The 14,368-nt window shown below is 38.8% G+C and carries 11 protein-coding genes; all 11 read left to right on the top strand.

Annotated elements, in window-relative coordinates; translation table 11 throughout:
* Window positions 1–26: 26 nt before the first annotated feature.
* Window positions 27–2,264 carry a glycosyltransferase family 2 protein gene (locus tag M3175_RS17925; protein ID WP_251522019.1) on the top strand — a complete coding sequence of 746 codons (2,238 nt, stop codon included), beginning with the start codon at window positions 27–29 and terminating at the stop codon, window positions 2,262–2,264.
* 240 nt (window positions 2,265–2,504) lie between these two features.
* The gene (locus tag M3175_RS17920; protein ID WP_251522016.1) at window positions 2,505–3,569 is read left to right on the top strand and encodes an HD-GYP domain-containing protein; all 1,065 of its coding nucleotides are present in this window, start codon (window positions 2,505–2,507) and stop codon (window positions 3,567–3,569) included.
* Between the two features lie 18 nt (window positions 3,570–3,587).
* Window positions 3,588–5,063, top strand: coding sequence for a methyl-accepting chemotaxis protein (locus M3175_RS17915; RefSeq protein ID WP_251522013.1), 1,476 nt, complete (start codon window positions 3,588–3,590; stop codon window positions 5,061–5,063).
* A gap of 202 nt (window positions 5,064–5,265) precedes the next feature.
* Window positions 5,266–6,720: a S41 family peptidase gene (locus tag M3175_RS17910; protein ID WP_251522011.1), complete on the top strand. Its 1,455-nt coding sequence runs from the start codon at window positions 5,266–5,268 to the stop codon at window positions 6,718–6,720.
* A gap of 186 nt (window positions 6,721–6,906) precedes the next feature.
* Window positions 6,907–8,097 carry a PDZ domain-containing protein gene (locus tag M3175_RS17905; protein WP_251522009.1) on the top strand — a complete coding sequence of 397 codons (1,191 nt, stop codon included), beginning with the start codon at window positions 6,907–6,909 and terminating at the stop codon, window positions 8,095–8,097.
* 304 nt (window positions 8,098–8,401) lie between these two features.
* A complete protein-coding gene (locus tag M3175_RS17900) occupies window positions 8,402–10,456 on the top strand; it encodes a BglG family transcription antiterminator (RefSeq protein ID WP_251522007.1) in 2,055 nt (684 codons plus the stop codon).
* Window positions 10,457–10,535: 79 nt separating this feature from the next.
* Window positions 10,536–11,000, top strand: a complete 465-nt coding sequence (locus M3175_RS17895) for a PTS sugar transporter subunit IIA (RefSeq protein WP_251522006.1) — start codon at window positions 10,536–10,538, stop codon at window positions 10,998–11,000.
* Window positions 11,001–11,017: 17 nt separating this feature from the next.
* Window positions 11,018–11,302: a PTS sugar transporter subunit IIB gene (locus M3175_RS17890; RefSeq protein ID WP_251522004.1), complete on the top strand. Its 285-nt coding sequence runs from the start codon at window positions 11,018–11,020 to the stop codon at window positions 11,300–11,302.
* 170 nt (window positions 11,303–11,472) lie between these two features.
* On the top strand, window positions 11,473–12,735 hold the full coding sequence (locus M3175_RS17885; RefSeq protein WP_251522002.1) for a PTS galactitol transporter subunit IIC: 1,263 nt from the start codon (window positions 11,473–11,475) through the stop codon (window positions 12,733–12,735).
* A 288-nt stretch (window positions 12,736–13,023) separates the two neighbouring features.
* Window positions 13,024–14,055 (top strand): zinc-binding dehydrogenase, encoded by a 1,032-nt coding sequence (locus M3175_RS17880; protein WP_251522000.1) that lies wholly within the window; start codon window positions 13,024–13,026, stop codon window positions 14,053–14,055.
* Between the two features lie 102 nt (window positions 14,056–14,157).
* Window positions 14,158–14,355 (top strand): hypothetical protein, encoded by a 198-nt coding sequence (locus M3175_RS17875; protein WP_251521997.1) that lies wholly within the window; start codon window positions 14,158–14,160, stop codon window positions 14,353–14,355.
* Window positions 14,356–14,368: the final 13 nt, after the last annotated feature.

Below are 14,368 nucleotides of genomic sequence, written 5' to 3'. Positions count from 1 at the left end.
AAAAGAGCCCTAGAAAGGAAATTAGTATGACTATAAAGAATGTTTTAAGGAAAACTTGTATTTTTTTGTCACTTATAGCCATGTGGACTTATTTAAGTTGGAGAGTTGTATATACTATTCCAAGTGGTTTTGCTTATTTTGCTGGTATTATTTTATTTTTAGTAGAGTTAGTTCAAATTATACAAAATACGATTTACTATATTATCTTGTATAAACCAGTTAAGTATAAAGTTCCTGAACTTCCTAAGGATTTACCAACTGTAGATATACTAATTGCAACTTATAATGAGTCAACAGATATTTTACAGAGAACAATACTAGCGTGTAAAAATGTCATATATGATGAGAACAGAGTAGAAATTTGGTTATGTGATGATGGCCGGAGAAAGGAAGTACAGAGATTAGCTAGTCACCTTGGCATTAATTATTTGGATCGTACGGACAATAGTCATGCCAAGGCTGGAAATTTAAACAATGCGTTGAAAAAAACAAAAGGTGAGCTAATTGTCACATTGGATGCTGATATGCTTCCAAAACCAACGTTTCTTCAAAAAACGGTAGGTTTCTTTACAGATGTAAATGTGGGCTTTATACAAACTCCTCAGTCATTCTATAATGAGGATTTATTTCAGTATAACAGTTATCAAAGTAAAAAAATTCCAAATGAGCAAGATATGTTTATGCAAGAAATACAATCGGGTAGAGACCGGTATAACGCAGCTATATATGTAGGGAGTAATACTATTTTTAATCGAAAAGCTTTGGAGGCAATTGGTGGGTTTGCTACTGGAACGATTACAGAAGATATGGCAACAGGTATGTTGATGCAGGCAAAAGGCTATAGGACAATTGCTTACAGTGAAGTACTAGCTCAAGGTTTAGCTTCTGAATCATTATCTGACCTTATTAAACAGCGGGTCAGGTGGGCGAGAGGAACTATTCAAACTATGAGGATATGGAATCCTTTATCAATTAAAGGATTATCTATTATGCAACGCATACTGTATACAAGTTCTGCAGTTTATTGGTATTTTGGTGTTTTTAAAATGGTATTTATGCTTGCCCCTATCATCTATTTATTACTAGGAGTCCCCTTTTTAAATGCATCCTTAGAAGGTATACTAGCGTTTTGGTTGCCCTACTTTCTGCTAACAAACTTGACTAGTAGCTTAATAAGCAACAAGAAACAGTCATTCTTTTGGAATAATCTCCATGAAACTCTAATGGCACCCTCTTTAGCATGGGGAGCTCTTGTTGAAACATTCTTAAAGAAACCAATTAAGTTTAATGTTACCCCAAAAGGTGTACAGTCCAATAAAGCATCATTAAGTATAGGTCTTATAAAACCGGTGTTAATCCTAACTATATTATCAGTGTTAGCAACCATAAAAGGTGGTTGGGATTTATATAATTCATCAGAAAATACATCTGGACTATTAATTAATTTATTTTGGTCAATTTTCAACTTAATTATGTTACTGAGTTCTTTAATGATTGCATATGAACGCCCTCGTTATAGGACTTCCGAGCGTTTTAAACGAGAATATAATGTCAACGTAAAATCAGGTTTGAGCCAAATTAAAGCAAAATCCATTGATATATCAGATAATGGTTGTAGTATTGGATTTGAAAGTTTAGAGAATCTTAATTCAGAAGTTGAATTGATTATTTACGGCAATGAGAGACATAAATTTAAGGCTAAATTAGTTTATTATGATTATGATAAAATACTTAATCGTTTTAGAGCAAGTTTCCAGTTTAACGAGACATCATTAGAACAGATGCAAAAATGGGTGCTCGAGATTTATGGCGTTGAAACTCATGAAGAGGAATTTCAATATGATAAAAAAACAGGTTTTTTCAGTGTAATTGTTAAGTATATTAGATCATATCGAATAAAACCTATGGAAAGAAAAAGAACATCACCAAGAGTCAACGTAAAACTCGATTGTAAAATCTACTCAGTTGGTAAAGAAGTAATGGAAGAAACCGCAGCTACTACAAATTATAATAAAGGTGTAGTCTTATCAAAAGACATCCCTTATTGTGAAGGAGAAATTATCGATCTTAGCATGAATGGCTGTAAATTGGTACTTAAGAACATGAAGGAAATTCCTTATAATAATGATTTGGTAATAAATATACCTAATTTACAGCTAAATGTAACAGGAAAGATTATTCAAACATATAAAAGCGGGAAGCTCTTGACAGTCGGGGTGAAATTCGTTCACCAAATAGAAAATCATTATTTAAGAAGTAGTTAAAAAGCGCTTATATAATAACAGAATAAAAAAACCAAAGGATATGACATGATATGCATGCTCCCTTTGGTTTTTTTTATGTTTTGGAACATCATATCCTTTTCTAAAATCTTAATGTAGAAATTTGTAGAAATATTTTGAGCATTACGAAATAAATCCTCCTCTATTCCTATACTCAAAACTAATATTTGGCATTATAATAGTAATAATTGCACAGGTAATTCGGACTACAGGGGTGTTGAAATGTTAACAGAGGGGAGTCTTTCCTTACAATTAGTAGGATCGGTGCTAGCGGAAGATGTATATGCAAAGAACAAATCCATTCCGCTACTACGAAAAGGTACGGTATTAAATGAAAGACATATCTTTGTTTTACAAAGTCACATGAATCAGGACAATTTACGATTGGAAACTTGTTCAATTAACCAACCGTCTATTAGTGTTGAAAAACTAGAACAGAATTACAAGGAATCTCTTGGGCAGTTAAAAACGATTTTCGAAGATTTGGAAGCAACAATTAATGGTAACGCTTCCAAACAGCCGCTACAAAAGCTCGAGCATATGTACACACCCATGCTGAATACGATTGTAGCGGAAGATGAGCATTTTGAGTTACTTAAGCTCCTTAGGAAAGATGATGAATTCACCTATGTTCATTCCTTAAATGTAGCCGTCATCTCTTCAATTATCGGAAAGCTATTAGCGATGGATAAAGCAGAAATCCTCCTTCTTGGCGAAACTGGGATACTGCATGATATCGGAAAGCTAGCCATCCCACTTTCGGTTTTAAAAAAGAAGGGAAAACTAAATCCAGAAGAATGGGAGCTGATCCGAAACCATACGGTTGAAGGGGTACAGATTTTAAAAAGTATGGGTGAAATTCGCTCAAAGGTGATTATGGGAACGCTTATGCATCATGAAAGATTAGACGGATCTGGTTATCCTTATGGTGTTCGAGAGGATGTGATCCCTTTGCATGCCCAAATCATCTCAGTTGCTGATACGTATGACGCCATCACAGCTGTCCGTCCTTATAAGGGGGAGCAGTCACCGATTGTTGCTGTCATGATTTTAATGGAGGAAACAGAAAAGGGAAAGTTCAACCCTACAATTACGATACCTTTTACCAAATACCTAATGGATCAGTTTATTGGGAAAAAAGTCGTGTTAAATACAGGGGAGCAAGGGACAATCATTACGGTCTATGAGGATATGCCACATTGTCCACTTGTGTATCTTGGGAATAATCATTATGTGGATTTACGCTATGACGTCACTCGTTCATTACAGGATGTTGTTTCATATTAACTATGGGGGGAAAATGATATGGACAGAATTCAGTACATGCAGGATAGAAACAAGCTAGTTACGATTTTACTATGGATTTGCTTCGCCTTAGGTCTTGCTAGTAACTTTGCTGCAAACGTTAGCACACAGGGAATTCTTACGTTTGCGATTGTTGGATTTATACTTGTTGCGATAATTACGACATTAACTGTAACGAAAAAATTTACGCTACATATTCATTACATAGTGGCTGTTGGGATCGCGATTCTTATTTTCTTTATGGTCTCAAGTTCTCCGAAGCTATCAAGTTATTTAATGATCTATTTTGCTTTAGCGGTTGTTATGATTTATAACCAAGTAGGATCTATGGCTATTACGGGAGTGATCGGATTAGCTCTGAGCAATTATTTCTTTTTTAAATTTAATGAGCAAATGTTTTACGGAGCGGACGTTTCGATCTTAATCTCACTGAATGTCATTAATATTGTGACGCTAATGATGTTCCTCACTCAGGCACGACTCACTTCAAAGCTAACTCAAATGATGGAAGATGACGGAGTACAGTTAAAGCAAGGAAAAGATCAGGTGGATGAGTTGCTAGAAAAAGTAAAGGAATCTGTAGGTGTGCTGCAGAACTTTAGTCATTCTTTTAAAAGAAATATCGAGAAAACCAATCAAATTTCTGTTGAGTTGACCTCTGCTTTTTCCGAAATATCAAAAGGAATAGAGACACAAGCAAGCTCCGTGACCGGGATGAATGAGACGATGCAATTGTCAGGAGATATGATTCGTAGGGTCGTCACATCTGCCCAAACGCTTCACCAAATCTCGCTAGAAACAGAGCACACATCTCAGGTAGGCACAGAAAAGATTCACACGCTTGAAACGGAAATGAAGGATGTATATGAATCGGTCGAAAATACCAGTCAATTAATGAAAGAATTAAACGACCAAACTCAGCAAATCGGGGCGATTGTTTTAAAGATTAGAGAAGTAACCGACCAAACGAATTTACTTGCATTAAACGCAGCGATTGAAGCAGCGCGTGCGGGGGAGGCAGGTAAAGGCTTTGCAGTGGTAGCAGGGGAAGTTCGTAAGCTGGCAGAAACCTCTCAGGCTTCAACCCATGAAATCGAAGCCATTCTAGACGGAATCCAAAGAAAGACGATGCAAGTCACGGGCCAAGTACAAGGTGGCCAGCTTGCGGTTGAAAAAGGATTAGAAATGACCCAGCAAACAAGCCAAACGTTCCAGTCGATGCTCACCTCTTCAAAGCAAGGACTACAGCAAGCAGAAGAAGTGGAAAAAAGTCTCGTTCATTTCTCTAAAAACTCAGAAGCAGTGATCGACGAAATTTCGTCGCTATCTAGTGTGTCCGAGCAGTCCAGTGCGGCAGTCGAAGAAGTACTAGCAAGCGTTGAAGAGCAATCCCACCAAATCACCCAAGTAGTCGAGTCATTCAAAGAATTAGAAAACTTAACCGAACAGCTCGCCACACTCGTTGTCCGGAAATAATTCATAACTCGTCCATCACACACATATAGTGATTATACAAAGACATCTCACACCTTTGTGGGGTGTTTTTTGTATAAATCTAGTAAAATATAGGGGTTATTTCTTCTGGAGTGAGCCTTTGTCGCAAAGTGATCCCAGCTCTCGGAAGGAGAGATAGCACCCTATACATACACGCAAGCTACTTCAGAGGAGGATTTTTTTCATGAGACGAAAATGGGTCGCCTTGCTAATGACGGGGTCATTGCTAACAGGTGCTGGAGGAACATATGGGTATTTGCATTTTGCTGGTGCATTAGCGGCGGAGTCCAAGGTAGAGTTACATACCGAAAGCAACGACGAGGGAACGCCTCAGACTATTAATCTAGAAGAATTGGACAAAGTCGAAAAAGCCTACGAATTAATTTTGAATAGTTATGTAGAAAGTGTGGATCAAGAAAAGCTTATTGAGGGTGCGATTCAAGGCATGCTCACCACACTTGACGATCCGTATTCGGTGTACATGGATAAAGAGACAGCCAAGCAATTTAGCAGCACGTTAGAATCCTCGTTTGAAGGGATCGGTGCAGAAGTAGGTTTAGTCGATGGCAAAATTGTCATCGTGTCTCCATTTAAAGATTCTCCAGCGGAAAAAGCGGGCTTGCGTCCAAATGACCAAATACTATCGGTGGATGGAGAACGCTTGGACGGGGTGGACCTATATGAAGCAACCCTCAAAATCCGTGGAAAAAAAGGAACAAAGGTGAAGTTGGAAATCGCTCGTAGTGGCCTAACCAAGCCGCTTGTTGTCAATGTTAAGCGTGATGAGATTCCTCAGATCACGGTGCATAGTGATGTGAAAAAACAGAATGGGAAGGAAATCGGGTATCTTGAGATCACCTCTTTCTCAGAAGAAACGGCTAAAGAGTTTAAGAAGGAGTTAAAGGCCCTTGAAGATAAGGGCATTGACGGATTATTGATTGATGTGCGTGGCAATCCGGGTGGACTTTTATCGAGTGTAGAGGAAATCTTGAAAGAATTCGTGTCAAAGGAAAAGCCGTTCGTTCAGATCGAGAAACGAAATGGCGAAAAGATGCGTTATTTTTCAAACCTAACGAAGGACAAAGACTATCCTGTTGCGGTACTGATTGATAAAGGTAGCGCCTCAGCTTCAGAAATTCTTGCTGGTGCTTTGCAGGAAGCGGAAGGATTCCAACTTATCGGTGAGACCACGTTCGGAAAAGGAACCGTTCAGCAAGCCGTGCCGATGGGGGATGGCAGCAATATTAAGCTCACACTGTTTAAGTGGTTAACTCCTGATGGAAACTGGATTCACAAAAAGGGGATTGAACCTGATGTGAAGATTGCCCAATCAGACTTGTATCACACGCATCCGCTTCAGATCACCGAAGCGCTAGAGAAGGATATGAACAACGAGCAAATTAAAAATGCCCAGCAAATGCTGAAGGCACTTGGACTTGATCCGGGTCGAGAGGACGGCTATTTCAACGACCGTACCGAGACCTCCGTCATGGCTTTCCAACGTCAACACGATCTAGAGATGACGGGGAAAATTGACAGCAAAACAGCCAGTGCTCTCCAGAGTGCGGTGGTTGAAGAAATGAAGAAGGATAGCAATGACACGCAGTTGCAGACTGGACTCCGGTTGCTGGCGAAATAATGGAAGAGTGCCCCCTTGCCTGGTAGGTGAGGGGGTATTTTCTGTACATTCCAAGACCGATTCTCCTCTAAAAACCTCATCTCCAGTATTATCCAAAATATTTCTAATATCGAATTCTCCTTTCATTTGGTAAAATAAAGATTAATAGGAAAGTTCGGAAATAGATTGATAAGGTTGGTGGCTAGATTGGTTCTAGAGTGGCTATTAGAAATGGCTTGGGGATTCGCAAAACTATTAATTCATCCAGTGTTCTACTTCACATTCCTACTCGCGGCATTTTTAGGAGTTTCTCGAGTAAAGAGGGAGCGAAGTCATTTTCACGTTCGCGCCGAAAATGCTTATTATGAGCTTCGTCAATTACTACCGCTCGGACTAATGCTCGGATCCATACTGTCGATCATCATGATCACCGCAGGAGTGGTCATTCCACTAGCGGCCATCCTGTTTATCGCAGCAATCACGATCATCCTGAGCATTCGTGTACGCCTGCTATCATCGGTATACACAGTGGGTCTCACCTTCTTCGCCATTTTTTTCACAGCGGGCAAAGACTGGAGCATCCCGCTTTTTCCAGAGCTCTTCAGAAGTCTAGAAGACAAGCTCTATCCGTCCATCACGGTCCTTCTAGCTCTACTAGTCATAGCAGAAGGCACTCTTATTTTGAAAAATGGAAAGAAGGGGACCTCGCCAAAGCTCATGACGAGCAAGCGCGGCCAACGAGTAGGCGTGCACGAACTCAAACGAGTATGGATGTTGCCGCTTCTTCTGTTGATCCCTGGAGATGCCCTCCAGCAGATGCCGTTTGGATGGTGGCCATTGTTTGATGTGGGTGGAGAAGGTTACGGACTATTGCTTGTTCCGTTTGCCCTCGGGCATTATCAGCACATCCAAGGAGCACTGCCAACCCAAGCAGTCACACATGTAGGAAAGCAAATCATGGCTCATGGCTTCGTTCTAACAGCCATCGCGATCGCGTCGTATTGGCTGCCGATTCTATCATTAGCCGTTGTTGCCATCGGAATCCTTGGTCGAGAGGTAATCTATTTTAGTCAAAAAACGAAGGAAGAGAGCGGTCCATTCTATTTTTCCAAGCGCAATCAAGGGGTCATGATTTTAGGAGTTCTTCCTCATTCTCCTGCACAAAAAATGCTGCTATCCGTTGGGGAGATTGTTTCTAAGGTAAATGGAACAATCGTGCATAACGAAGCAGAGGTCTATGAGGCACTGCAACGGAACCGTGCTCACTGTAAGCTTGAGGTATTAGACGTCAATGGACAGGTTCGTTTTGTCCAGCGAGCTCTCTACGAAGGCGATCATCATGAGTTGGGTATCCTGTTTGTTCAGGATGAGAAGAAGTGGGGAACGGAAGCGGTTTGATTTGTAATTGTTCATAAATGGAATATGCCAAATTGAAAATATACCTTGAACAAATAAGTTAGCAGTTTAAATTCAAAAGAATACTACCTATAAAAAGAACGCAATTAATCATTGCGTTCTTTTTATGTTGTCAGCAACCTATTGCCAAAACCCAATTAACGATACCTATCGGCAGAATGTACAATGTGAGACAATACACATTGTACATCCCATTGATGTACATCATCGCGGTAATAAATTGGAATGAAAACGTGTACATTTTTATTTTTATGAATGATACTATGTAACCAAGGAGGACATGACAATGGATTTAGACGAGAGAAGCAGTCAAATACTTCATGAAATTCTTATTAATCCGAGTATAAAAAACAAGGATCTGGAAGATCAGTTTTCTCTTAGCAGAAGACAGGTTGGGTATAGCATTAACAAAATTAATGATTGGTTAACGGCGTCAGGTCTACCTGTGATCAAAAGAACAAAGTCTGGATTATTTCTTCTAAATAAGGTGCTTTATACAACTCTCATGAATGAAAGTACCTTAAATGAAACAGATGCATACATTCTTTCTGAAAACGAAAGAGTAAATCTATTGATACTCATGCTATTAAGCAGAAGTGAAGAACTTTCACTTTACCATTTTACTTCGAGCCTTGGTGTAAGTCGTAATACTGTAATTAACGATCTGAAAAATGCTCAACTCCAGCTTGATATCTTTGAGTTAACTATTAAGTACTATAGGCAGTATGGCTACCTTATCGAAGGTAAGGAGTTTAATAAGAGACAATTATTGATTAACATCATTTTTAAAACGATTGAAATGACAAATGGGAAAAAGTGGATTGAGGAGTTAGCTTCTATTCCACTATCAGAGATTGATATCTTTCATGAACGAGTGGAAGAGGTTGAGAGAAAATTAAATCTGAAGTTTACTGATGAAAAAATCGAATCAATGCCCTACATACTCATACTACTTCTAAGACGCATTACTCAAGGGAAATTAATCGAACCATTTCACATTCATTATTATGAACTGTCTGATACGAAGGAATTTCAAGCAGCAGAAGAGCTTTTACAGGATTTAGCTGAAATCCCGATGGAAGAAAGACTATTTATCACATTGCACCTTTTAACAACAAATGTATCCTCTTCCGAACGCAATGCAGACAAAACATTTCCTGAATTATATCACTCTATTAGTCTAATGCTCTCTTTATTTGAGAAAAATGCATGTGTACGATTACAAGAGAAAGATCAGCTCTTAAATAAAATCCTTCTACATGTTAAACCAGCGTATTACAGAATTAAATATAAGCTATCGATTACAAATCCCTTAGAAAATACAGTAAGTAGTGAATTTAAGGAGCTGCATCATCTTGTAAGAAAATCTATGAGACCATTAGAACAGCTTATTGGAGGAAGTATTCCGGAGAGTGAATCCACTTATTTTACGATGCTTATCGGTGGTTGGCTTTCTAGGCAAGGGGATAGCCTCCAGAAGAAAATAAAAGCTCTCGTTGTTTGTCCGAAGGGTATCTGCGTATCAAGATTACTCGAAAGCACCTTGCGAGAATTGTTCCCAGAGTTTGTATTTATTGATGCTTTGTCAGTCCGAGAATTTCAAGTTTATCCACTTGATTATGATCTTGTCTTTACTACCACTTTTCTACAAACGAATAGGAAGCAAATCCTAGTTAAAACGTTTTTAGAAAGAGAAGAAAAATATCGGTTACGAAAACAGGTGATGCAGGAGCTAAACGGCTACACACCATCGATTATGAACATGTATCACGTTATCGATATTATTGAAAAACATGCGATCATTGAAAATCGAGAGCAGCTACAAAAGGAGCTTGAATCACATTTTCGCCAAGATCATTCACTGCATATGGCGAACCCTATGGAGCTACCGAAGAGAAAATTAAATGAGCTAATTGTACCTGAAACGATCACCTTAGAAAAAAGAATGAATTCGTGGCAGGAAGCACTTCAAATTTGCTCAAGACCTTTAGTTGAGAGTGGCAGTGTTACACCCTCTTATGTAGAGGAAATGCTTCGATTGTATGACAACGAAGACCCATACATTATTATCGGGAACAATATAGCCATACCGCATGCCGATCCTGAAAGTGGTGTAAACGAGGTTAGTATGAGTCTTCTTAGGTTAGAAGAACCTGTTCAATATAATGAATATTCAGTCCAAATCATTATTACAATTGCTGCTTTAGACAAGCACCAACATTTAAGAGCATTGATGCAGCTCATGAAGCTGGCTAGTAATCAGGAAGATACTAAGAGGCTGATAGAATCAAAGACGTCAGATGAACTTCTCCAGGTGATTTCGAAATACTCAGCTGTCTAATAGTGTATTTCTTGAAAGGGGGGATGCTTAAAAATACAACCTAGTAACACTATAAACGAAAGTAAGGAGAAGAATGAAAATGGACACCGTTTGTCTAGAAGAATCACTCATAATGGTAGACTTGGCTGGTACAACAAACGAAGAAGTTCTTCAAAACATGGCTAGAAATTTATACGAACAAGGTGTCGTCAAAGAAAGCTATATCGATGCAGTGATCGAAAGAGAGAAGACTTTTCCAACAGGCCTACCAACACTAGGATGTTCTGTCGCAATTCCACATACGGATATTGAGCATGTGAATAGAAAGGCTATTAGTGTGGCTGTTTTAAAAAATGAAGTGGATTTTGGAATTATGGGGGAAATCGGAACCGTTACTCCAGTGAAGCTTGTCTTTATGCTAGCAATGGATCAACAGCATGCGCAATTAAAATTACTTCAAAGCTTAATGCAAATCTTTCAAAATGAAGAAACATTAAATGAAATATCAAGGGAACATCGTAAAGATATAATCATTGATTTACTTGAAAGTAAATTAAATCATTAGAGGGGCAGGGGTTAAATATGAAGAAAAAGACGATTTTAGTAGCATGTGGTGCAGGTATTGCAACTTCTACAGTGGTAAATGAGGCAATTCTAGATATGTGTAGTGCGAATAACATTCAGGCTAACTTAATTCAGTGCAAAATAACTGAGGTATCAGGATATTTAGATTCTGCTGACTTACTTGTGACAACAACTATAACTGGTAAGGATTACCCATTCCCAGTCATCAACGCAAGAGCTTTCTTAACAGGAATTGGATTAGATGATGTGAAGCAGCAGATTCTAGAGGAAATTAAAAAATGATTTAGTCATTTTTTATAACTGTTTTCGAAAGCAGTTGTTTCCTTAACGAAAATCAAGGTTTTGAAAACGCGACTTTCTTAACTATGGGTAAAAGATAGGCTCATGTGAAACGACTTATCCGAAAACAGAGTAGTAGATAAGTATTGTACTTAGTTTGAGGAGGAAGAAATATGAAGGACATGGTTGAAGCTTTACAGGCATTTTTAGGACTAGGACCAACGGTTATTTTACCAGTAGCCATCTTTCTTCTAGGTATGCTTTTTGGTCAAAAGCCAGGGAAAGCGTTTCGTTCAGGTTTAACGATCGGGGTTGGATTTATCGGTATTTTCATGGTCGTAGATTTGCTAGTTAATAATCTTGGACCTGCCGCTAATGGGATGGTAGAGAGGTTTGGAATAGAATTAAACGTGATTGACGTTGGTTGGCCAGGTGCAGCAACTATATCATGGGCATCACCAATCGCAGCATTTATTATTCCTTTAGGGTTAGTCATTAATATCATCATGCTTGTAACAAAAACGACAAAAACGATGATGGTAGATATTTGGAACTTCTGGCACTTCACATTTGCCGGAGCAGTAGTTTATGCATTATCAGGTAGTATCGTTCAAGCTTTAATTGCTGCAGTTATTTTCCAAATTATCATTCTTAAAATTGCTGACTGGACAGCGCCTATGCTAGAAAACTACTTTCAACTACCAGGAATTTCGATTCCAACAGGAAGTACAGCATCATATGCACCAATTGGTATTCCGTTAGTTTGGTTAATTCAGAAAATTCCTGGTATAAAAAATCTTCACGCTGATCCAGAAACCATTCAAAAAAGATTTGGTGTTTTCGGTGAACCAATTTTTATGGGTCTTATCTTAGGTATAGGACTTGGCGCACTGGCTGGTTATGGCGCTGGAGACATCATAAAGGTCGGAATGGCAATGGGTGGGGTAATGTTCCTTATGCCTAGAATGGTTAAAATTCTCATGGAAGGTTTACTGCCAGTATCAGAAGCTGCTCGTAATTTCTTAAGTAAAAAGTTTGGTGCAGATAATATTTACATCGGATTAGACGCAGCTGTAGCCATCGGACATCCATCAGTTATAGCAACAGCTCTTATTCTTGTGCCTATTACCGTTGCATTAGCAGTTATTTTACCTGGTAACAATCTATTACCATTCGGTGACTTGGCGACCATTCCATTTATCGTTGCATTTATCGTCGGTGCTGCAAGAGGGAATATTATCCACTCAGTTATCGCAGGTACTGTAGTTATCGCCCTATCACTTTACATGGCAACAGATCTTGCTCCGCTTCACACCCAAATGGCAATTGATGCACACTTTGATATGCCTGAAGGAACCAACATGATCTCTAGTATTGACCAAGGTGGTAACCTAGTAAACTATGTTGTTTATAAGCTCTTTGCGCTATTCAATTAGGGCTATAAATAGCAAGAGCTAATACATGCAAAAATGCAGCATTAGCTCTTACAATCTCGACTTAAATTGGCGTTTAATTCGAGAGGCTTAGAGACGGGAATCTCTAAAAAATATAATTTGATTTAACAATACTATAATTAATACCTTTTGTCAAAATTGGCTATTTTCAACCTTAGTTTTTTATGTAATACGGACAGTTGTATGCCGTATAGACAAGGATTGGCTATTGACAAAGAGTAGTCATTAGAAAAAAGCCTTTTAAAAGAAATCCTTTTAGGAGGAAACGAAATGAAATCACTTGTAAAATTAGAACAAGGCTTCGGACACCTTGAATTAATTGAAGTTGAGGAGCCAACAGTTGGCGAAAATCAGGTGAAAATACTTGTAAAATATGCTGGAGTTTGTGGAACGGACCTTCATACCTATGAGGGTAAATATAAAGTGAATGCACCAGTCACTCTAGGACATGAGTTTTCTGGTGAAGTAGTAGAGGTTGGTTTGAATGTTAAAGACATTCAAGTTGGAGATCGTGTGACTTCAGAGACGACCTTTACTATTTGTGGAAAATGTAAGTATTGTCAATCAAAGAATTATAATCTATGCAGTGATCGAAAGGGATTAGGTACACAGCAAGATGGTGGATTTGCAAAATACGTAATTGCTAGGAAGGAAAGTGTTCATAAACTTCCTGAAAATGTTAGTTATTTATCAGCCTCATTAACTGAGCCCTTAGCATGTTCGCATCATGCGATTGAAAAAGGTCGTATCCAACCAGGTGAAGTTGTTGTCGTGTTAGGTCCTGGACCAATCGGACTTCTTACAGCACAAATTGCAAAGCACAAAGGAGCAACAGTGGTAATTACAGGTCTAGAAAAAGATGAACACCGCTTAGTAAAAGCCGCTGAGCTTGGTATCGACCACATTATTAATATCCAAGCAAAAGATGTAAAGCAAATTGTAAATGAAATAACAGAGGGCTATGGTGCTGATGTGGTTCTAGAGTGTACCGGTGCACCACCTGCCCTTTCCATGGGATTAGATTTGCTACGAAAGAAAGGGCGTTACGTCCAAGTAGGTATCTTTGCTACCCCTGAAATAGTAGTTGACTTCGAAAAAATCATTCAGAAAGAAATTGAAGTCATTGGTTGTAGAAGCCAAAACCCATTTGACTGGGAGCCTTCCCTCCGATTAATGAACGAATCATGCGTAAAAGCGGATGCACTAGTGACCCATCAATTCACGATTTCGGAATGGCAAAAAGCGTATGAAACGATCAAAAGTGGCGAAGCAATTAAAGTAGTGTTAACACCTGTTGAATGAATATACGCACAGGGAAACTATTAAGGAATACAGGCTAGTCTTCGAGTCCGTGGACTAGCTCGTAGTTTACGTGTGAAAAATTGAAGGAGTAAGGTGAATAGTATGGTAGAGAGTATGATCGATTACGCATTAGGACCACATGGCAGATTTTTAAGTGAGTATTATATGCAATATCAATTTCCTATCAACAGTGCGGTTTTTGCTATTGCAGTCTATCGGTTAACTGTATCCAAATTGAAAAAAAGAAAGCTCCAGAATGCCACACGTGCTACGGGCCTCGAAGACATAAAAGTTGACTGATTGGGAGGCCGAA

Source organism: Robertmurraya korlensis (assembly GCF_023715225.1).
Taxonomy (GTDB): Bacteria; Bacillota; Bacilli; order Bacillales; family Cytobacillaceae; genus Robertmurraya_A.
This window is presented reverse-complemented; position numbering and strand designations above follow the sequence as displayed.

Bases quoted from the DNA above. Each gene is read 5' to 3' on its own strand.
- M3175_RS17925 (WP_251522019.1), top strand. From the start codon at position 27: ATGACTATAAAGAATGTTTTAAGGAAAACTTGTATTTTTTTGTCACTT.
- M3175_RS17920 (WP_251522016.1), top strand. From the start codon at position 2,505: ATGTTAACAGAGGGGAGTCTTTCCTTACAATTAGTAGGATCGGTGCTA.
- M3175_RS17915 (WP_251522013.1), top strand. From the start codon at position 3,588: ATGGACAGAATTCAGTACATGCAGGATAGAAACAAGCTAGTTACGATT.
- M3175_RS17910 (WP_251522011.1), top strand. From the start codon at position 5,266: ATGAGACGAAAATGGGTCGCCTTGCTAATGACGGGGTCATTGCTAACA.
- M3175_RS17900 (WP_251522007.1), top strand. From the start codon at position 8,402: ATGGATTTAGACGAGAGAAGCAGTCAAATACTTCATGAAATTCTTATT.
- M3175_RS17895 (WP_251522006.1), top strand. From the start codon at position 10,536: ATGGACACCGTTTGTCTAGAAGAATCACTCATAATGGTAGACTTGGCT.
- M3175_RS17890 (WP_251522004.1), top strand. From the start codon at position 11,018: ATGAAGAAAAAGACGATTTTAGTAGCATGTGGTGCAGGTATTGCAACT.
- M3175_RS17885 (WP_251522002.1), top strand. From the start codon at position 11,473: ATGAAGGACATGGTTGAAGCTTTACAGGCATTTTTAGGACTAGGACCA.
- M3175_RS17880 (WP_251522000.1), top strand. From the start codon at position 13,024: ATGAAATCACTTGTAAAATTAGAACAAGGCTTCGGACACCTTGAATTA.
- M3175_RS17875 (WP_251521997.1), top strand. From the start codon at position 14,158: ATGGTAGAGAGTATGATCGATTACGCATTAGGACCACATGGCAGATTT.